General features: G+C 43.0%; 18 protein-coding genes. 1 reads left to right on the top strand and 17 read right to left on the bottom strand.

Annotated elements, in window-relative coordinates; genetic code table 11:
* Positions 1-193: 193 nt before the first annotated feature.
* The 15 genes from IQ246_RS20995 to IQ246_RS20925 all read right to left on the bottom strand — a co-directional run bounded on the left by IQ246_RS20995 (position 194) and on the right by IQ246_RS20925 (position 17,781).
* Positions 194-928 carry a glutathione peroxidase gene (locus IQ246_RS20995; protein ID WP_194005272.1) on the bottom strand — a complete coding sequence of 245 codons (735 nt, stop codon included), beginning with the start codon at positions 926-928 and terminating at the stop codon, positions 194-196.
* Between the two features lie 75 nt (positions 929-1,003).
* Positions 1,004-1,930, bottom strand: coding sequence for an alpha/beta fold hydrolase (locus IQ246_RS20990; protein WP_194005271.1), 927 nt, complete (start codon positions 1,928-1,930; stop codon positions 1,004-1,006).
* Between the two features lie 22 nt (positions 1,931-1,952).
* On the bottom strand, positions 1,953-2,777 hold the full coding sequence (locus IQ246_RS20985) for an SDR family oxidoreductase (protein ID WP_194005270.1): 825 nt from the start codon (positions 2,775-2,777) through the stop codon (positions 1,953-1,955).
* Positions 2,778-3,040: 263 nt separating this feature from the next.
* Positions 3,041-3,526 carry a glutathione peroxidase gene (locus IQ246_RS20980; protein ID WP_194005269.1) on the bottom strand — a complete coding sequence of 162 codons (486 nt, stop codon included), beginning with the start codon at positions 3,524-3,526 and terminating at the stop codon, positions 3,041-3,043.
* 101 nt (positions 3,527-3,627) lie between these two features.
* Positions 3,628-4,278 (bottom strand): pentapeptide repeat-containing protein, encoded by a 651-nt coding sequence (locus IQ246_RS20975; protein ID WP_194005268.1) that lies wholly within the window; start codon positions 4,276-4,278, stop codon positions 3,628-3,630.
* A gap of 422 nt (positions 4,279-4,700) precedes the next feature.
* A complete protein-coding gene (locus tag IQ246_RS20970; RefSeq protein ID WP_194005267.1) occupies positions 4,701-5,099 on the bottom strand; it encodes an MAPEG family protein in 399 nt (132 codons plus the stop codon).
* 227 nt (positions 5,100-5,326) lie between these two features.
* Positions 5,327-6,196, bottom strand: a complete 870-nt coding sequence (locus IQ246_RS20965) for a hypothetical protein (RefSeq protein ID WP_194005266.1) — start codon at positions 6,194-6,196, stop codon at positions 5,327-5,329.
* Positions 6,197-6,356: 160 nt separating this feature from the next.
* Positions 6,357-7,976, bottom strand: coding sequence for a GMC oxidoreductase (locus tag IQ246_RS20960; protein ID WP_194005265.1), 1,620 nt, complete (start codon positions 7,974-7,976; stop codon positions 6,357-6,359).
* A gap of 119 nt (positions 7,977-8,095) precedes the next feature.
* Complete coding sequence (locus IQ246_RS20955) at positions 8,096-10,579, bottom strand: type I polyketide synthase (protein WP_194005264.1); 2,484 nt, start codon at positions 10,577-10,579, stop codon at positions 8,096-8,098.
* 283 nt (positions 10,580-10,862) lie between these two features.
* The gene (locus IQ246_RS20950) at positions 10,863-11,735 is read right to left on the bottom strand and encodes a cyclopropane-fatty-acyl-phospholipid synthase family protein (protein ID WP_194005263.1); all 873 of its coding nucleotides are present in this window, start codon (positions 11,733-11,735) and stop codon (positions 10,863-10,865) included.
* A 174-nt stretch (positions 11,736-11,909) separates the two neighbouring features.
* Positions 11,910-12,212, bottom strand: coding sequence for an acyl carrier protein (locus IQ246_RS20945; protein WP_194005262.1), 303 nt, complete (start codon positions 12,210-12,212; stop codon positions 11,910-11,912).
* Positions 12,213-12,500: 288 nt separating this feature from the next.
* A complete protein-coding gene (locus IQ246_RS20940; RefSeq protein WP_244142107.1) occupies positions 12,501-13,514 on the bottom strand; it encodes an acyl-CoA desaturase in 1,014 nt (337 codons plus the stop codon).
* An 83-nt stretch (positions 13,515-13,597) separates the two neighbouring features.
* On the bottom strand, positions 13,598-14,560 hold the full coding sequence (locus IQ246_RS20935) for an acyl-CoA desaturase (RefSeq protein ID WP_194005261.1): 963 nt from the start codon (positions 14,558-14,560) through the stop codon (positions 13,598-13,600).
* 45 nt (positions 14,561-14,605) lie between these two features.
* Positions 14,606-15,580 carry an acyl-CoA desaturase gene (locus IQ246_RS20930; protein ID WP_194005260.1) on the bottom strand — a complete coding sequence of 325 codons (975 nt, stop codon included), beginning with the start codon at positions 15,578-15,580 and terminating at the stop codon, positions 14,606-14,608.
* A 332-nt stretch (positions 15,581-15,912) separates the two neighbouring features.
* On the bottom strand, positions 15,913-17,781 hold the full coding sequence (locus IQ246_RS20925; RefSeq protein WP_194005259.1) for a fatty acyl-AMP ligase: 1,869 nt from the start codon (positions 17,779-17,781) through the stop codon (positions 15,913-15,915).
* Between the two features lie 367 nt (positions 17,782-18,148).
* Here IQ246_RS20925 and IQ246_RS20920 point away from each other — a divergent pair, with 367 nt between their 5' ends.
* The gene (locus IQ246_RS20920; RefSeq protein ID WP_194005258.1) at positions 18,149-18,448 is read left to right on the top strand and encodes a hypothetical protein; all 300 of its coding nucleotides are present in this window, start codon (positions 18,149-18,151) and stop codon (positions 18,446-18,448) included.
* Positions 18,449-18,472: 24 nt separating this feature from the next.
* On the opposite strand, the gene IQ246_RS20915 is transcribed toward IQ246_RS20920, so the two are convergent.
* Complete coding sequence (locus tag IQ246_RS20915) at positions 18,473-18,685, bottom strand: hypothetical protein (RefSeq protein WP_194005257.1); 213 nt, start codon at positions 18,683-18,685, stop codon at positions 18,473-18,475.
* Entirely contained in the window at positions 18,666-19,160 is a 495-nt protein-coding gene (locus tag IQ246_RS20910) for a hypothetical protein (RefSeq protein ID WP_194005256.1), read from the bottom strand. The genes IQ246_RS20915 and IQ246_RS20910 overlap by 20 nt, the downstream gene beginning before the upstream one ends.
* Positions 19,161-19,836 lie beyond the last annotated feature (676 nt).

Genomic DNA, 19,836 nt, shown 5'->3' with positions numbered 1-19,836 from the left:
GGGGCATGGGGCATGGGGCATGGAGAGAAGTTGGAGCAAAGAAAGCTTCTGCTCCAACTTGTATTGTCGTTAGTCATTGGTCAAAAGCGTTTACAAATGACTAATGACTAATGACTAATAACTAATGACTAATGACTAATGACTAATGACGATAGGTGGGTGGGCAGTGCCCACCTGAAGTTACATTCAAAACCTAGCTAGCTGCAAAGTAGGCTTCTAATGCCTCAGAACCCCCAATTAATTTACCATCGATAAAGACTTGGGGAACTGTTGTCGCACCTGTTACTGCCCGTAAAGAGCGTGTGGTAATATCCTTACTCAAGACGATTTCTTCGTAGTTTATGCCACGTTCTTTGAGCATCTCCTTAGCGCGAGCGCAGAAGGGACAACCCACTTTCGTAAACAGAGAAACTACTTCCGGTTTCACTGCTTTGGGGTTTATGTATTTGAGCATTGTTTCGGCATCAGACACCTTAAAGGGATCTCCGGGTTCGTCTGGCTCAATGAACATGTTCTCAATTACACCATCTTTTACAAGCATGGAATAGCGCCATGAACGCTTACCAAAGCCCAAGTCTGATTTATCTACCAGCATTCCCATGCCTTCAGTAAATTCACCATTGCCATCGGGTATTAGTTTGACATTTTCTGCTTCTTGATCCTTTGCCCATTCGTTCATCACAAAGGCATCATTGACAGAAATACAAATAATATCATCTACGCCGTTTTCTTTGAAAACCTTAGCTAATTCGTTGTAGCCAGGGAGATGAGTTGATGAACAAGTTGGAGTAAAAGCACCTGGTAAAGAAAAAACAGCCACTGTCTTACCAGCAAACAGTTCATCGGTGGTTACATCCATCCACTGATTGTTCTGGCGAGTACGGAAGGTGACTTTGGGAATTTTTTGTCCTTGACGATTGGAAAGCATAGTTTTGCCTTTTGAAGTAATCAATCCACTAATAACCCATGATGGAGGGATTGGTCTAATCTAACTGTCAATCAGCTAGCAAACTTCATTGATAAATGGGGCGATCGCTGCAACAAATTCTGTGGTAGATTCGTATGGTAAAACATTGCGTCCATTCATTTTAATACCCCGACCTTGAGGCAAACAGGCGAGGTAGTCAGCTAAGCGTTCATCTGGCGTTTCTTTTTTACCTTCTTGGCTAATACTCGATGCTGTTTCCCCCACAACTACCAGTGTTGGTTGCTTAATAGAGGCAATAGTACTACCATAGTTCTGCCGCCAAAATCCTGCCAAGAAGGAAAATACTGCATGGCGACTGTCAGGATTTTCTGCACCTCCCACCAAAGCATTCAACCACTCTGCATCGACAGCATCGTCTGAAGCGAAGAGTTGGCGAGTCGAGAAAGAAGTTAAAAATTTTGGGGTGCGTGCATAGCGATAAAAAGCACTCCCGAAAGGCGAATCTAAGAGATTCCAAAGAATTTTTTGCTGCCATTCTGGTGATTTTTTGGTAATCACAGCCCAAGCTGGCGGACCAGCAAGTACAAGTCCAGCGATTAAATTTGGTTCATTTTGAATTAATTCTATGGCAACTGGTAATAAAGCACCTTGAACTACAACAACTACAGGTTTTTGTACTACTTTTTGTAAAAAATATTGCAATTGTTTTGCCCAATCACCAGGAGTGTAAGCCACGCGGGGCATCTCACTTTCACCACATCCCAATAAATCAGGATTATAAATTGGATTGCGATGACCTGTATTGTACCATTCGTGGCAAAATCGCTGCCAAAATTGCCGTGATAATCCAACGCCAATAGGATGAATTAACAGCAAAGGAATACCTTCAGAGGTTGCATTAATTGGTTGATGAACTTCGTAAGCACAACGATAATTTTCCCAAGTGTAAAACTGGGTGGGAGATGTTGGCACGAATGTGTTAGTTACAGCAGATGGTTGCATAATTCCAAGCTCTCGATATCTGCTAAAAAATCATCTGTGGATGGATAAACTGGTATCCGGCATCTTTGATCTTTTGATTCGATACCCAGACATTATATGGACGGTTACTCTTAACAGAAGCATCCCATATAACTTTGGGTAAATTATGTTTATCAAACAGGGTATCTAGGAATTCTCGGCTAGGGAGATGTGCATCATCCACTAAATTATAAACCCCTTGTAAGCGGTTGCGACGGGCAAATTCTATAGCACCAACAATATCATCTAGATGAATCCAATTGGTGACATCTTCACCATTACCAGGACGGGTTGTGCCCGAATATCTCCTAAATATTTTTACCAGTTCTCTACCAGGTCCATAAATTCCTCCCAAGCGTAAGATGCAAACGCGGAGATTTTCGCTAGATGCTGATAACAAAACTTCCTCGGTTTTCCGAAGAATTTGAGCATTAAGGTTAGCAGGTGCAAGCGGTGTTTCTTCATCTACCCATACACCGTTTCTGTCGCCGTAAACTGCATAACTGCCTGTATATATTAACTGTCTGACACTGGGAGCCTGCTGCAAGACTGAAACTAAAGTTTTGGCAGTTTGCAAATAAGTTTCTTCATAAGTATCTGCACCTTTTGCACCAACACTCAAAAGTACAACATCTTGATTGTGCAATAATGATTTTAGACCATCTCGATCATTACCTTGGGTAACTGTAACTCGTTGGGCAATTGGTTGTAGTGCTGTGATCCGCTCAGAGGAAGTTGTCGTGGCGCTAACAACAAAATCCATATTTTGCCGCCAATATTGAGCAACCACATAACCAACATAACCACAACCAATGATTGCAATGTTCATGACAATTTAGACACAAATAAATTAAACTGCTTTCTGGGATCAATATTCTCAACAAATTAGTAAACCGTGAATAGTTTTCAGTTGAGAGTCAGAATTTCCCCACTTCTAAAAGTGTTACTTTTGAGATGGGGATTTAGATCCTAACTCAAACTTTGATAACTGATAACTGTTTTAATTAAGTAACTGGGTGGAAGTTGACTTAATAGTCCAGAGCCAATAGTCAATAGCATAATAATCTTTAATTCTTGACTATTACCGTATAACTATTTTGCTAATTCTTTCTCAATTATGGCAATTACTTCTGGTGAATATGGCTGAATACTACTGTTAAATCGCGCTACCACTCCACCTTGCTTATTGACTAAAAATTTTTCAAAATTCCAAGCAACAGGTTCTGTTGGTTCAACTGCATTGGTAAGTCGAGCATAAAGTGGATGTAGCTGCGAACCTTTAGCATGAACTTTATCAAACAGTTCAAAAGTAACGCCATAGTTACTCGTGCAGAATTTCACAATCTCTTGATTGCTTCCTGGTTCCTGCGCTCCAAAATCGTTGCAGGGAAATCCCAATACACGCAACCCTGCTTCCCCATACTCCTGGTTCAACTTTTCCAGTCCCTCGTATTGAGAAGTATAACCGCAGTAGGAAGCCACATTCACAATTAAGAGTACCTTTCCGGCGTACTCGTTTAGCTGCTTATCCTCACCGTTGATGGTTTTGACTGCAATGTCAGAAATTGTGCTACTCATGTTAAATCTGATTTCTAGGGAATATTGCCAAGTTTCGCATATTGCAGGTACTACAAACTTGGTTTTTTTGAGGAAATCAGGTTAGTTAGTTTTGTTTTCAACTACTGATGAATCGTGCCATCAGGCATAATCGCCCCAGCTAAATTAGCGCCAATCAGTTTAACTAGGAGGCGATCGCCGGAGCGAATTCGCGCTCCTGTAAAGTCGGCTCCTCTGAGATCTGCTCCACTCAAATCTGCTCCAATTAAATTAGCAGCACGCAAATTCGCTTCTCTGAGATCAGCTAAAAGTAAATTGGCCCGAAACAAATTTGCTTCAGATAAATTCGCCCCTCTGAGATTGACTTTGTGCATAAAAGTATCACTAAGATTAGCACCACTCAAGTTGGCATAACTCAGGTTTCTGCCAGATAAGTCTTTGTTGCTCAAATTTGCTCGACTGTAGTCTTTGCCACTCAAGTCTGGGTTTCGCTTTGCTGGTTGCTCGGTTGTTTGCTCTGCTTTTTTCTGCTGCTCCCGTGGCTGTGAGCTAGGCGCGATGTGATGTTTGACTTTTTGCGATCGCAATTTATCACGAGCTTCATTAATTGCTTTCAGCTTGTCTTGTGCTTTCTGGTGTAGGCGGAGATTTTCTTTGGGAATGCGATCGGGGTGCCAAACAAAGACTAAATCTTTATAAGCCTGGTTCACTTCTTCAAGTGTTGCCCCAGGCTCTAATTCCAAGACTCTATAGTACCGCTCCAGCTCGTTCATACAACGTTTTGGTGGACAATCAACTTAATTATGAGTGATACAACCGTATATCGGCTGCATCTTTTTTTAAATCCTTCAATGAACCAGCTTTCTAGCGGTGGCTAATCCAATTTTGTTCTTATCTCCAAGTACAAAAGTTACTAAGTTACTGCATAGCAGGTAATCGCATGGAGAAGTTGTATGGGGGAAAACGTTCAGAAAGACATTGTACAAGCTTATGGCGGCGAATAGCAAACTAACCAGGACTTACGGAACTGGCAGGGGCAAGAGTAGAGACGCGATTAATCGCGTCTCTACAAAGGTCAAGGTTTTTCTAGATTGTTGACTTTTGAATGCCTATTTTGTGCTCAATACCACAATTTAGGCTCCTTTGGACAAGCTTTACAAAAAATATAGCCCGTTACGAATTACGAATTACGGTACTAGAATCCAGTCTTCAGTAGGGTTATAACTATTCCCACTAAAGAACCTATAAGCAGTATCAAGATCATCAGGGCACTAATTGCAAAACCAACAGTCCGTTTTTCAGGAGCTTGATAGTAACTTAAAGCGTATACGATGCGACTGATGATCCAAACACTGCCAATTACATTTGCCCAAACGGAAGATACGAATGAAGAGAATAACCAGAGGCTAGGCAAAAATAGGATTAGTTGCTCTACAGTATTTTGCTGGATACGTAGCGATCGCTCAAAGTAAGGGTTGCCTGATATCTGAGGAGCCGGAATTTTAAATTTTACTCTAGTTCTAGACACATTTACTGTAATACCAAAGTAAACAATTAAAGCTAAAACAGTTATCAAACTAGTCCCAGGTAACATGCCGTAAACTCCTAATAGAAAGAACGTCAGAATTAAAATTCAAAATGACAGCCTTTGCCCTGACTGGTTAAGAGCCTCCAGGCTCTTAACCAATCTTCGGAGGCGGAGCCTACTCTATCTTGACTGGAGGCGGAGCTTATGGGAATACATTCCCAGTCTGAAGACTGGGAACGATTTTCTTAGTGCCATTCAGTAACTATGCAAGTTTATTTGTGTAACAGCTTATATTAGCTATTGGTAGAGTGGCGTAGAGCTTGACGCGATCGCCACAGCCACATAAAACTACCAAAAACTACCAAGCCTGGGATAATCGTCGGTTCAGGAACCGGTTTGATAGATTTGTAGTTTTTAATTAAGAAAGATTTTTCTGACTCAACCTTAAAATCCCATTGGAAAGCATAACTATTTTCACCAGTCAATGGGCCAGAAAAATTATTCAGAGTAGTGGGAACATCATCTTCCAAAGCCTCTAAGATAGTAGCGAAAGGAGACACCTGATAATAACTCGCTACAGGATCAATAACTTCGGTTGCCCAAGTAAAGGTGTCAGACTGTTGAGCTTTATTACTACCTATTTTGATTGTATCCTGCTGACCGCTTTCATTCAGGTCAAAGTCAGTGTAGTTAAAGAGGTGGAAGTCTAACTGATCAGAACCAGTATTTTTAATCCTGATATTTTCAAATAAGCTAGAGCTACCACTCCCCAGCGCACCACCATCCAACGTCAAATCAAGCGCCACTTCAAAGCCACTACCAGCGTATGCCACAGAGAGTTGCTTATCAGCTGGTTGAGATTGTTCAAGGCGAATCAAATTGAGCGTATTGAGCGAATTTTCTCTACTTTGAGAACCAACACGATACCAAAATTGGTTTTGGAACAACTGATTTACATCATCAACAGTCCACAAAATTAGACCATTATTTGCTGGATTATCTGATTTATCGGGGTCAAATACAACTATCGAATTGTCATCACTGAGAGCTACAACAGCAGACTTAGCTGGTTTGGCTGTAATTGCTATGGTCAAATAAATGGCGACAGTCGTCACCAGCATATATTGTCTTTGGAAAAACTGATTGCAGCGTTTTATTAACATTTTTGCAGTTTCTTGCTAAATAAGTTTAGTTAAAGGCAATCCAGAAAGCAGAACATTTCAAACTAGGGTTTGTAGTGGGCGCTTCAGCGCTCAAGCCAAGGACTAAAGTCCTAACTACAAACTTATTCACTCATCAGACGTTAGGGTGGTGGACTACTAGTTATTTAATATCTTCTGCCAAAATCCGTTCTAAGCAGCGCTCTGCTAAGGCTGCAATGGTAAAAGAGGGGTTTGTGCAACCTGTTGAGCCGGGGATGAGTGCGCTATCAACCACATACAGTCTTTGATAACCAGAAACTCGACCGTAGAAATCGCAGGCTTTTCCTAAAACTGCTCCGCCTAAAGGATGAGCAGTCAGAGTGAAAATAGCTCCACTTTTAACTGGATTTTTTTGATAACTGTGACTACCCAACGCTACATCTGTTTGTGGCTGGAAACTAGAAATAGCATTTTTTCGATCTAATAATCGGAATGCAAATTTCGTTAGTTGTAGGACTTTGGGATCTCCTGTACCGTTACCACTATCTGGCCAGTTAAGTTTGACTGAACCTGTTGTGTAATCGTAGTTGAATTTACCTTTAACAGAAGGGATTGCAAAGCTTACCGTTCGCAAGAATCCATCGGGAGCATTCCATGTGGGGGCTAATTGAATGGCGATAGGGCCCAACGGGTTATCGAAGTACTCAATAACTGAAGTTCCCGGCCCCCCTTGACCTGGGTTGGTCGGTTTTGGTAGACCTGAACGACCAGCTAAAGCATCTCCGTTATTTCCCCACTCTAGACCAATGTAGTTATTTAAACGGGGTAGGGTTCCTGTGGCTTTGGCTTTCACTAGAAGCGCAGAGGTTCCCATAGAACCAGCTGCTAAAAATAGATATCGACAAGTAATGGTTTTACTAGTAACAATTTCTCCATACTCATTAATTTGGTTGCAGGAGACTCGATAACCATGTCCAGGAACTTCTGAGATTGTTGTTGCTAAATGTAAAGGCAGAATCTCTACATTCCCAGTTTGCTCAGCCTGAGCTAGATAATTACGATCTAGACTATTTTTCGCTCCACTATTGATACCGTACCAGTGTTCGCCAATAATAGCGCTAGGAACTTTAGTTCCTTGAATTTCTTGCCGAATCACATCCCAATCTACAGCTAGATCTAACAAACGACTGGGTAATCCAGCATCTGCTCCTTGTTTAAGAAACAATCGGCTTGACAAGTAGTAGCTACTAGCCAAAATATCTTGAGGAACTACTCCTGGTTTGAGAACAGAACGCACACGAGGATAATAAACTCTATCCATCTGGTCGTAGTCAATATCTTTAGGAAAGACACGGTAGAAGAGTTCGCGGGGAGGTTGGTAAGTATAGCCGTTATAAACTAACGAGCCACCGCCAACTCCAGCCCCACACAGTACAGCAATGCCATTTTCGATTTTAGTCTCTAAAACGCCTGTGTAGATAGGTATGCGATCGCCAAAAAAAGTTACCGGACTCAGCCATGCAGCACGACCATCAGGTTGACGAAATGTCGCAAAGGTGTTTTGTTGAGGTGTAATTGGCCAACGACGACCACGTTCTATAAGTAGTGTCTTAATACCAGCTTGCCCTAAACGCAAAGCTGCAACAGCACCACCAAAACCACTCCCAATCACTAAAGCATCTACAGACTCATCACTGGCTCTAGCTAGATTAGCTGTGCCTAATGAAGTCATTAACCCAGCAGAAAAAAGGGCGGCATTTTGCAAAAAATTGCGCCGTCCGTATGGCTTTTTATCAAGCATGAATTTCACACACACCTGGTAATTATTCTCTTGTTTATACCAGATAAAATTGTTATTGATTAGAACTTAATGACAATTTTATCTGTTCGTAAATATTTCGGTATCAAAAGCTTGCAGACTTAGCGAGACAACTCAGTAGCACTATCAGTTGCTTCAATCCAACAACGCTGGCGCTGAAATGGATAAGTCGGCAGTTGCAGACGGCGACATGGATAGTCTTGGTCAAAGTTTGACCAGTCTACCGATGCACCAACTAAGTATAATTCCCGTAAAGTCTCAAGCACTTGTTGCCAATCGGACTGTCCTTGACATAGACCAGGAAGTTGGAGTTCCACATCATCTGACGAGCCGTATTGAGCAACTTCTGCAACTGAGTATATTTCAGAACCCTGCTCAGAGCAATCCAATTCAGATGCAAATCTCTCTGACTGTTGCAAATGATTTAACCAATAATCAGGGGTAGCAATCTCATCTGTAACTAGCTTGCCAGTAAGACTAGAAACTAAGTCCATACTTGGAGTTGAGTAAGTTACTGCTTGGGCAATTTGCTCAAATGTATATCGTGTTTCGCTTGTTAAGGTTGCGGTTGCACTTTTGCAACCATTAACGGCAGATTCACTTATTGTCGTTACCTGTGCTAAAGGTATGTGCATCAAACCAGCTCTTGCAGTAATTAACTTTAGTCCATCTTCCAAACTGAAAACCCCAGCAACACAAGCAGCAACATATTCCCCGACACCATAACCCATAACAGATGCAGGTTTTATACCCCACGATTGCCATAATTTCGCTAATGCATACTCTAGAGCAAATAAAGCTGGTTGGTTATAAATATTTTCACGGAGAACTGAAGCTTGACTAGATACAGGATAAAGAATTTCTAGGAGAGGCTTTTCTAAATAGGGACGCAGAATTTCATTGCAACCATCTAGGGTTTGGCGGAAGACAAGCTGAGTTTTGTATAACTGTCGTCCGATGTTGACATACTCGGAACCCTGACCGCAGAATAAAAATGCAATTTTCCGACTCTTGGGAGTTTGTCCCTGACTGCTGGCTAATCCTACAGCCTCCCTTCCTGCAACAAAAGCACTTAGTTGCTCACGCAGTTGCGTGGTAGACTGTGTTACCACAGCGAGACGATAGGAAAAATGCGATCGCCCAACATTAGCAGTAAAACAAACATCTTCCAAAGCTGCTTCCGTGTGAGACTGCAAATAGGTTTCATAACGGGTTGCCAGTTCCCGCAGTGCTTTCTCACTTTTTGCAGATAGAGTTAATAGGTGTAGAGGGCGTTTGCTAGCATTAACTGCTGTAGAAAAAACGGGCGCTTCTTCCAGAATTAAATGGCTATTAGTACCACCAAAACCAAAAGCGCTAATTCCGGCTCGGCGAGGTGCTGTATCCACAGTCCAAGGTTGACACTCGGTAGGGATAGAAATTGGAGTCCCTGCTAAAGAAATGCGGGGATTTAGATTTTTCAGGTGTAAGTGCGCTGGAATTTCTTGATGTTTGAGTGAGAGAACCACCTTAATCAAGCTAGCCATTGCGGAAGCCGATTCCAGATAGCCGATATTCGTCTTAACTGAGCCAATCCAACAAAGTTGATCTGGTGAACGATCGCGCATCAGCACTGTTTTTAAAGCATTAGCCTCAATGGGATCTCCTAAAGGAGTCCCAGTACCGTGAACCTCAACATAGCTAATTTCCGCAGGTGCAACTTCAGCGTTTTCCAAAGCTTGAGAAATGACCGCTTGCTGAGCTGGGCCATTAAATGCTGTCAGTCCATTACCTAGACCATTTTGGTTAACCGCTGAGCCTTTAATTACAGCTAGGACATTATCTTTGTCCCTAACAGCATCAGCAAGGCGCTTAAGGACAACTACACCGCAGCCCTCACTCCTAACATAACCGTTAGTATTGGCGTCAAAAGTCTTGCAACGACCATCTGGAGCCATAACACGCGCATGAGAAGAGGCGATCGTTTCCTCCGGCGACAGAATCAAACTCACGCCACCAACTAGCGCCATCTGAGACTCTCTAGTCCGTAAGCTCTGGCAGGCCAAATGTACTGCAACCAGTGACGAAGAACAAGCAGTATCTACAGCCATACTTGGGCCGCGTAGATCTAACAGATGAGACAAGCGGTTGGCGGCAATGCAATGATAAGTGCTGGGGCCATGGTGAGCGTTGACGCGAGCGATATCCTTGCATATAATCCTGTCGTAATCATTATGGCTAATAGCAATAAATACTCCTGTCTTACTACCAGCCAGCTTTGCTGGTACTACTCCAGCATCTTCTAGAGCTTCCCAAGCAACTTCTAGTACCAATCGATGCTGGGGGTCTATTAACTTAGCTCTGCGTGGCAAAATTCCGAATAAACCTGGATCGAATTGATCTACTTGATTTAGAAAGCCACCCCAGCGGGTACTCATTTTGCCTGGTATACCTGGATTAGGGTCATAGAAAGCATCGATATCCCATCTGTCTGAAGGCACCTCAGTGATGGCGTCCCCACCAGACCGCAGAAGATTCCAGAATGACTCTGGGTTCTCAGCACCGGGAAACCGACAGCCAATGCCAATAATAGCTATGGGTTCCATTTCAATATCTCTACTTATGTTTCTGCTAGTAGTGCGTCAAGTTTAAATTGATGGATAAACAAGTTCGTAGTGAGTTAGCGCGGTGAGTCCAGTGCTGCGGGAGGGTTAGCCCGACCCAGGCAACTGGCGAACCCGAAGGGTCTTGGGGGTTTCCCCCATGAGCGACTAACGAACCCGTTCGCGCAGCGTCTTTGTTAGGAGAAGGGTAAGGACTAAAATCCTTGGCTTGAGCGCTGAAGCGCTCACTACGAACCTATCAAATCAAATTTGACAAATTGACTAATTAAGCACGAGGGTTATCTATGCGTCGCAGTGTAACTCGTAATAGTCCCATTGTCCCCACATGGAAACCGATAATCGAAAATTTCAGGTATTTTTCATAGCGGCTGACTACTTCTTCACCAACCAGATTGACCGCTGCTGCGCGGTTTGCTTTCAGTCCCTTTTGCCAAGCTCTCAGTGTACGTGCGTAGTGTTCGCGGTCATTTCTCAGCGCCACAACCTCAAAGATTCTCTCACTTGCTGTGGCAATGTCTGCTAAACGAGGTAAGTCTGATTCTGGGAAAATCTCAGTAGCATAAAACTGACTGAAGTCTTCACGGCGGGAATTTTCATAAGAAATGCTTTGGAGCGATATACAACCCCCTGGTTGCAGCCACTCATGACACCGCTGGAAGAATGCCCGATAACCTGCTATTTTCTCATCTTGAGAAAGATTCAACTGAGCAAAGTGTTCAAATGCACCAATGGAAATAATTGCATCGTAAGGTGCTGTCGGTACATGGTCAGACCAGCTCTCTACTCTGGCATCAATTTGTGGCTGGTTGAATGACGAAATCCACTCTGCTTGGCTATTGCTTAAAGTTAAACCTACAGCTTGCTGAACGCCATGTACTTCTACCAAGCGTTTGAGTGTAGAACCCCAGCCGCAGCCCACATCTAAAACTCGTTTAGCATTGTTGGCTCTAGCTTGATTGATATGATAGTCAAGCTTTCTAATCTGCGCCAACTCTAAAGTGTCATTATCTTCCCAAAGCGCAGCTGAATAAGTGTTGGTAGAATCGAGCCAAAGTCTATAAAACTCATTGCTTACGTCGTAGTGATGCTGAATTGCCTCTGCTGATGCACCGGGATTCTGAGTTGTTAAAGTGGTCACACTGTTACCTCAATTGATTACAAAATATTGCTAATGAATCTGATTGTGGGTAAATTTGATTTACAGCGGTTTTCATTTGTTTAGACCACAGCACGAGAGCATTCTTTTTTATCTGTGTCTCTGCGTGAGGTAAAAATGTAGTCTATTCATTTGAAAATTGCTGTATAAGTTAGTTCAGGCTGCCACTAACTGCTCAGATAAAACTTCAATAGTTGGGTAATCGTACAAAATGGTTGGTTCTAATTCGTATCCCAGCAAATTCTCTAAGTCACCGGTCAAACCAATGGCGGCTGAGGAGTCCAAACCATAGCGCTCAAAGGGAACGTTGACATCAATTTCAGATTGGTCGATTTCTAGTAGTTCAGATAGATAAGAAATTAACCATGCTTGAACCTCTGCGTTGGTTAGGGGTTGTTTACCTGCATCTGTTGTAGCGTTGTCAGGTAGTGAAATTGTAGATACTTGTTGGATAGTCATTGTGAAAATCTCCGTTGTTGTGTTGTCGTTGTACTAAATCTGCATTCAGGATTTGAATCGCTTGCTTTAGTTATTAATCAGTTAATCTTGTGAGTTTTATGCATTTAGAGAGATTTATTTAGGACTTACGCAACTGGCACACAAGGCTTCTGGTATAATAGTCAAGGTTTTTTGGACTTTTGACCTTTGACTCTGGACAACCTCTGGCGTTAAAAATATGACACTTGCGTAAGTCCTGTTATTAAGCGATCGCGCATTTAACTTGTACGCGACAACTTAACAGTTCTGTTAGACGGTTCTGGTTTTTGCTTCCATCATGCGTGCTGTAGGGGTCTTGAGATCCCAAACTAAGCCCAGTTTTTCCAGTGCGCGAATTACCCAGCCACTTGGGTCAATTTGCCACCACTTCAATCCCGCCATTGCTGAGTTAGGAAAAGCGTGGTGATTGTTGTGCCAAGATTCGCCTAATGTGGGGATAGCTAACAAAAAGTTGTTTGTACTCATGTCATGGCTTTCCAGGGGACGGCTACCAAAGACGTGTGCAACTGAGGTAATACACCAAACCATGTTATGCCAGAAGAAAAGTCTTACCAGTCCACCCCAGAGAAAACCGTAGAAAGCACCTGTCCAAGAACCTCTAAGGAAACCCCCTGCAACTGTAGGAATCAAAAAACCCAGGAATACCCAGAGAAAGTACATCTGACTGACTTTTGAGAGGATTTTATCTCGTAATAAATCGTTGGCGTAGTAAGTTGCATTGGGAGCATCATAATCAATTGTCCAGGCGAAGTGTGCGTGCCATAGCCCTCGCAACATCCCTAAAAAACCTTTTCCATGAAAATGAGGTGAATGAGGGTCGCCAGGGCGATCGCTATGTTCATGATGCAACCGATGCAATGCTACCCAGAAAATTAACGGCCCTTGTGCAGCCATCGATCCCAAGACGGCAAGGACAACCCGCACGGGCATTGCTGCTTGAAAGCTTTTATGAGTAAAGTGCCGATGAAATCCGGCTGTAGTACCGATACCAATTACCACTGTCAGCGCCAGATAAGTTCCGATCTCGATGGGGCTAAGGGTGTTTCCTGTCAGCAATAGCGCCACTGCAATCACAAATCCTAGACAAGATACCAAGCCAACTGTCAGAGCATGAATCTGCTGTAAAGTTTTTAGGTAGCTACTTGTAACAGTTTTTTTCTGTCTCTTGATTTTGGTTGGAGTTTGTGTATCCGTTTCTGCATAAGAATTGTCAGCACTTGTAACCATAGACATCTCAGGTATTTGCGAATTCATAACTTCCATTCTTTTCACCTTTTCGGTTTTTACTTGTTGTATTTGTGGAAAGGGCGTTTCGCCCGCCCTTTAAACTGCTGCAAGCTGTGAGGTTACAAATCTACTGAAGATGCAGACGGGTTATTCTTTCTGGCATTAATCAAGCGTTGTGTAGGTCTTTTCACATCCCAAGCTAAGCCCAGCTTTTCCAGCGCCTGAATTGTCCAGCCAGTTGGATCAATTTGCCACCATTCCAAACCAGCGATCGCAGAGTTAGGAAATGCGTGATGGTTATTGTGCCATCCTCCGCCCAAGGTAGGTATGGTCAGTAAAAAGTTGTTTCTACTATGTTCGCGGGTATCAAAGGCACGGTTGCCCCAAATGTGAGCCACTGAGCCAATACTCCAAGTTGCGTGCTGTCCTACAAACATCCGCACAAAGCCACCCCACAATAATCCTTTCAAGGCTCCCATCCATGTCCAGGTGATAATTCCTCCTAAAACAGCGGGGATAGCAAGACCGATGATGATCCACACTAAATACAACTGACTGATCTTGACGATTAGAGGATCTTGAATTAAGTCTTTGGCAAAAAACACGGCATTGGTCATCTTGCTGCTGAAGAACCAGCCAATGTGAGAATGCCATAAACCGTGCCACCAACCCAATTGCTTACCTTCGTGAATATAAGGTGAATGAGGATCTTCAGGTAGATCGCTGTGCTGGTGATGGTGACGATGGGTAGCTGCCCAGTAAATGACAGGCCCTTGACCCGCCATCGACCCTAGGATTGCCAGGGTAGCTCGTACTGCTGGTTTGGCTTCAAATGATCTATGGGCAAAGTGTCGATGAAAACCTACTTCAGTCGCACCAACAGTTAAGATGTACATGCCCAAAAACAGACCGATTTCCACTGAACTAATACCTGTAAACCAAAGTAGGGCAATAGCAGCGACAAATCCGATGGTGGGGACTAAGACAGTACCCAAAGCAAAACGTCTTTGGAGATTTTGTAGGCTTTGATTCTCTATAGTTTTGCTTTTCTTGCGCCAGACTTTTACTGTTTGAGTGGTCATGATATGTTGTTAACTCCATTCAGAAAGATGAGAACGATATAGCTACTAATTGTTTTTAGCCTTGAGTTTAGACTCAATCATCTGAGCTGTAGGCTTCTTGACATCCCAAACCAAGCCGACTTTTTCCAATACCCAAATCACGTAGAAGCCAAAGTCTATTTGCCACCATTTCAGTCCAAAAAGTGCTGAGTTAGAAAAAGCGTGGTGGTTGTTATGCCAAGCTTCTCCACCTGTGGGGATAGCTAGCCAGATGTTGTTTCTACTATGCTCTTTGGTATCAAAAGGACGGCTACCGCATAGATGAGTGATGGAGTTAATACTGCTGGTGAAGTGAAATATCAGGAATAGCCGAACGCAACCACCCCAGAGAAATCCCGATATTGCACCCATAATCGTCCCTGTAAGAATTCCTCCCAAAATGGTGGGTATAGCCAGACCCAGTAAGGCCCAAACGTAGTAAAGCTGGTTGACTTTGGAAATAACAGGGTCACGAAGCAGGTCTTTAGTAAATAAGAAAGTGTTGGTAATTTCGTGCTTAAACATCCAACCAATATGTGAATGCCATAGCCCTCTCAACCCGCCTAGAGACTCATTTTCTTGGAAAAATGGGGAATGAGGATCTCCAGGGCGATCGCTATATTGATGGTGTCGTCTATGATTGCTCACCCAATAGGTTAGTGGCCCTTCGCAAGCCATAGACCCCAAGATAGCTAAGATCACTCGAACAGCAGTGCTAGTCTGAAAAGCAGTGTGTGCAAAGTGTCGATGAAAACCTACGGTAATTCCTACCAAGGTCAAGATATACATGCTCACTAACAACCCTATTTCCACTGCACCTATCCCTGAGTAAAAGGCGATCGCTAGGGCGGCTACTGAACCCAGTAAAGGAATCCACAAAAGGGCTAAAGCATGAAGCCGTTGCGGTGTTCTTAGGTAATCACTCTTAATAGTGATACTCTTTTTAGCACTAGGATTTACCAGCAGTTCGGCTGGTATGGCACGATCAAGCTGCATTGACATTTTATCTTTCCTGATTGTTTTGATTTATAAATCTCTTGATGGATTGAGGATACTAAAATCAGCATTTGATCATTCCGTGGCGGCTTCAGTGACCAACTTGTAGAGGTTTGAGGAACTCGATAGCTGTTGTGAAGTATCACACGAGAATCACTCACTCTTTCACGTCTGGAAGCTTTGGTGATTGAGGGCGATTGTATTGAAACTAGGACGAGCGCGGCGGAAAGTTCCTCGTTCGTATAAGCGTTCTGAAGGAAAGCCGGGTTTCCCGGCGTAGGAAACTTTTCAAGACAAAGGTAGGCGCAAAGAAACGCAGAGTGGATAAATCCTAAACTTTATGAGTCTACTTTTAGAGACTTTGTATCATTTGAAATTTTAGAAGTCTGCAATTGCTGCAAAAGTGAATCAACTTCAGCATTCAAATGCACAAACTTTGTTTTGCTCTGAGGATTTTCGCTCCAATCCTCTACTACATCCAAGCTTCCAGTTAAAAAAGCAGCTCGACAAGCATGGCGCTGAATCTTACCACTCGAAGTTTTGGGGATACTTCCAGTCTTCACTAATACCGCAGCATAAACTTGCTGTTCATGTTCTGTCGCTACCGCTTGGCGAATATCTCCAACCACTTTATTCACATCCAATTTTCGGAGGTAATTCCGCTCTACTTCCTGAACAATAACTAATCGCTCTTTACCTTCTACTTCCACGGTAAACACCGCACCAGAACTTGGCTTTAGTACCGGGTTACTTTGTTCGACTGTCAACTCAATATCGTGAGGATAATGGTTGCGACCCCGGATAATAATCACATCTTTGATTCGTCCGGTAATGAATAACTCTCCATTCTGTAAAAATCCTAAGTCTCCTGTACGTAGAAACGGGCCCTCTCCAGTGTCTGCGAGGAAAGCATGGAAAGCCTTTTGTGTTTCCACTGGGCGATTCCAATAGCCTTGAGCAACGCTCAAACCTGATACCCAAATCTCCCCTACTTGATCAGATGCACAGCGGGTTAAAGATTCAGGGTCAACAATCAAAACTTGATTAGACAATTCTTGTCCGCAACCGACAATTTGTCTGACTTCTTCTTTTTCTGGAGTAGCTACTACTACTCGGTTTTGCTCAATGTCTCCCTTTTTAAGGGAGCAGACAACAGGAGCGGCTTTTTTCAAACCTCCGGTGACAATGAGTGTTGTCTCAGCCATCCCATAGCAGGGGTAAAATGCTTCTCGGCGGAAACCACAAGGCTCAAAAGTTGCTGCAAACCGATCTAGTGTATCAGGACGAATCGGCTCAGCACCATTGAAAGCTACTTCCCAACTGCTCAAATCAAGATTTTCTCGTTGTTCTGGTGTAATTTTCTGAACACATAATTCGTAAGCAAAGTTGGGGCCGCCGCTGGTAGTAGCTTTATAGCGGGTAATCGCATTTAGCCAACGAATCGGTTTCTGGAGAAAGGCTGCTGGTGACATAAATGTTACTGGAAAACCAGCATAAAGCGGCTGTAACACTCCACCAATTAATCCCATGTCGTGGTAAGGTGGCAACCAAATTAATCCCCAACTCTTAGATGTATGCTCGAAAGAGTTATGGATTAACTCTGAATTATGCAGCAGATTGCCATGAGTAACCATTACACCCTTGGGTATTCCTGTAGAACCTGAAGTGTATTGCAGAAATGCTAATGTATCGCTGCTAACTTTTGGTTCTTGCCAGTTTAACGTCTGTTGGCTGGTATTATCAGTTGCTAACCAACGTAATGAACCCAATTCTGGAGTTTCGGGAAATCTGTCTTTTAAGTTGCTCAATACAGCTGTGGTAGTCAGTGCTACTGTAGCCTGAGCATCTCTGACGATCGCCATTAGCCTAGACATTTTCTGATTGCGCCGGGGTGGATAAGCCGGAACAGCCACTACATTGGCATATAAACATCCGAAAAAGGCAGCTATGTAATCTAGTCCTGGTGGGTACAGCAGCAATGCGCGTTCACCACTTGCTTTAATTGATTGTAATTGGACAGCGATCGCCTGGGCTTGTTGGTCTAACTCTGCATAAGTTAGGTGAGCTGATTCTGTCTCTTCGTCTTGGAGAAAAATAAAAGCAATTTGATCTGGCTGGTATATTGCTCTATGACGTAAAAGAGCAGTTAAGGTGGGAAATCTATGCAGATGTTGCCGGGAGATACTTGGTATAAGGTTCTCTAGCATTAACTAAAATAGAAAAACTGTGTGTGTTACTTACACTTCAATTGGAAAAGCAAAAGTTATGCAGTGAAGAACAAAACTTCACAAAGTAAAACTACATGATTTAGTCATTTTGAGGTTAGGTAAAACCTTGATTTACTGCGTAAGTTGTGATTATTTGTTCTTAGAATAAGATATATTTTGTCAATAGAGATAATACTTAAATTATATATTTATTTGGTATAGTAAACGTATAATTTTAGTAAACTTGTAACGTAACCTTAAATAAATCGTCTCCCCTACAGTCGTATTTTTAGAAGCTTTTGATCAACCTACACTGTAGAGCTTGCTTTCAGTGTTAAGATTAGATGAACTGAGATAGACCTTAAGAATGGATAGTAAACCGATGTATGAGATTGGTTCTGTAATTGGTTCTATTGTTGGCTCGTTAGGCGGTGCAGTGGTTGGTTCCATTGTTGGCTCAGTAGTTGGTGCATTGAGCGGATCACCTGAGCTTGCCATGCTACTTTCTCTAGGTGGCTCCCTTGTTGGCTCTCTGATTGGGTCAGTAGGTGGTTCCCTTGTTGGCTCCTACTTTGATCGCTTCTGGTTTGAGGAGCTATCACATAGCGATAGTTATAGTTATGCAAACAATGGACATCCGATAAAATCTGCTGCTCCTGCCAACTAGTAAGTTTTCTGGGAGCGGCTGATTCTAACGGACTCGGCAATCAGCTCCCACCTCACATCCTTGTGCAAAGCTAACAGCGACTTGCCAGTAACCCTGATACTGATTCCAAATTGGTTCATCAACAGCAGTGCCATTACCGCCTCGCCTAGTGTTTGGAAAAGCAGCACAATTTACACACAGGCAAAGTCCGCCTGCGCGGACTAACGTGAAAATCAAGTTATCTGCCCATAACCTCATTTCTCCATCGAATCATAGCTCTCAAATAAGCCGCAACTGGAATTTGATAGACCTCAATAAAAATCCAAACAATAATTGACAAATGTGACAAGAAAGTTAACACCGTCCAAATATATGGCATCCAGCTAATGAGCACTTGTGGAGTAGGAGGGAAATAGTAAGCGACTACACCAATTATAGTTGTGGGAAGAATTACAAAAGCAGCAGAAGCTAATCCATAACCCCAACCTAATTCCACACCTTCCAACTGGGCTTCTGTCCAACCAAAACCATTCCAACGCCAAATTAAGGGAGGTTGCCGAGAAGGCATCTTGATTTGCTGTACTTCTAGGTTGACAGTAAAAATTTCTTGGCAAAAGTCACAAGCCATAGCCTCCATCAACGGCATATTAGAAATCTTACCTATCCGACAGACTGGGCAGGGGTAAACTCCGTGATAGTCGAAAGACGTGGCTAAGATTTTGGAACTAGGCATAATCAACTGGTGATCCTAAAAACTTGATCGGGTCAATGAGGACTTGGGTAAGAATGATGAATTTTTAGCATTCATTTTGGATCATTCAATTACGCGTTATCCATGACCTAACAATATTGGTAAAGTTATGTAACTTTGGCAAAATCTAATGACCAGCCGCCTTCTTCGTCTATGCAAACAAGCAACTAGTTTTGATTCCCACAGTTGTACTGAGTCTATCGCTTTTTTTGAGTGTTGTGGGGGTCTTGACACCGCCGACTCTTTCTGCTACTTTTTTGGATAAAGCTGTAAATTAAACTTTTAAGCAAACGTCCCGCAAATGTTCAGCAAAAATTCTTACTTTTATTTTTGGTTTAGGGTGGTTCACTGGGAGTGAATCGAGTTTCCTAATGGGAACCGCCCAGTGAACCGCAGAGCAAACTCTGCGGTTTTTGTTTTTTAAGGAGCCTAATTTCATCGTGATTACCTATCTGAGTAACTATTTTTATAGCTTTTACTTTTGGCCCAGAATAAGTTCCGGGTAGATAGCGTCATGTCGATGAATCAGAACGCGCCCGGAACTTCTTAGAGGTTCCGGGCTTTGTTGTTAATGGGAATTGGCGATTAGAAGGAGATAAGAGTTAAGAGTCATTAATTATTCTTCCCCAATGCCCAATGCCCAATGCCCCATGCCCAA

This window comes from aff. Roholtiella sp. LEGE 12411 (genome assembly GCF_015206995.1).
Classification (GTDB): domain Bacteria; phylum Cyanobacteriota; class Cyanobacteriia; order Cyanobacteriales; family Nostocaceae; genus Komarekiella.
The sequence above is the reverse complement of the archived record's forward strand: the minus strand, read 5'-3'. Positions and strand labels throughout refer to the sequence as shown.

Excerpts from the sequence above, each read along its gene's own strand:
- IQ246_RS20945 (WP_194005262.1), bottom strand. The coding sequence starts at position 12,212 with ATGACTATCCAACAAGTATCTACAATTTCACTACCTGACAACGCTACA.
- IQ246_RS20970 (WP_194005267.1), bottom strand. The coding sequence starts at position 5,099 with ATGTTACCTGGGACTAGTTTGATAACTGTTTTAGCTTTAATTGTTTAC.
- IQ246_RS20930 (WP_194005260.1), bottom strand. The coding sequence starts at position 15,580 with ATGTCAATGCAGCTTGATCGTGCCATACCAGCCGAACTGCTGGTAAAT.
- IQ246_RS20990 (WP_194005271.1), bottom strand. The coding sequence starts at position 1,930 with ATGCAACCATCTGCTGTAACTAACACATTCGTGCCAACATCTCCCACC.
- IQ246_RS20920 (WP_194005258.1), top strand. The coding sequence starts at position 18,149 with ATGGATAGTAAACCGATGTATGAGATTGGTTCTGTAATTGGTTCTATT.
- IQ246_RS20965 (WP_194005266.1), bottom strand. The coding sequence starts at position 6,196 with ATGTTAATAAAACGCTGCAATCAGTTTTTCCAAAGACAATATATGCTG.
- IQ246_RS20935 (WP_194005261.1), bottom strand. The coding sequence starts at position 14,560 with ATGACCACTCAAACAGTAAAAGTCTGGCGCAAGAAAAGCAAAACTATA.
- IQ246_RS20940 (WP_244142107.1), bottom strand. The coding sequence starts at position 13,514 with ATGGAAGTTATGAATTCGCAAATACCTGAGATGTCTATGGTTACAAGT.
- IQ246_RS20955 (WP_194005264.1), bottom strand. The coding sequence starts at position 10,579 with ATGGAACCCATAGCTATTATTGGCATTGGCTGTCGGTTTCCCGGTGCT.
- IQ246_RS20975 (WP_194005268.1), bottom strand. The coding sequence starts at position 4,278 with ATGAACGAGCTGGAGCGGTACTATAGAGTCTTGGAATTAGAGCCTGGG.
- IQ246_RS20915 (WP_194005257.1), bottom strand. The coding sequence starts at position 18,685 with ATGAGGTTATGGGCAGATAACTTGATTTTCACGTTAGTCCGCGCAGGC.
- IQ246_RS20995 (WP_194005272.1), bottom strand. The coding sequence starts at position 928 with ATGCTTTCCAATCGTCAAGGACAAAAAATTCCCAAAGTCACCTTCCGT.
- IQ246_RS20980 (WP_194005269.1), bottom strand. The coding sequence starts at position 3,526 with ATGAGTAGCACAATTTCTGACATTGCAGTCAAAACCATCAACGGTGAG.
- IQ246_RS20985 (WP_194005270.1), bottom strand. The coding sequence starts at position 2,777 with ATGAACATTGCAATCATTGGTTGTGGTTATGTTGGTTATGTGGTTGCT.
- IQ246_RS20960 (WP_194005265.1), bottom strand. The coding sequence starts at position 7,976 with ATGCTTGATAAAAAGCCATACGGACGGCGCAATTTTTTGCAAAATGCC.
- IQ246_RS20910 (WP_194005256.1), bottom strand. The coding sequence starts at position 19,160 with ATGCCTAGTTCCAAAATCTTAGCCACGTCTTTCGACTATCACGGAGTT.
- IQ246_RS20925 (WP_194005259.1), bottom strand. The coding sequence starts at position 17,781 with ATGCTAGAGAACCTTATACCAAGTATCTCCCGGCAACATCTGCATAGA.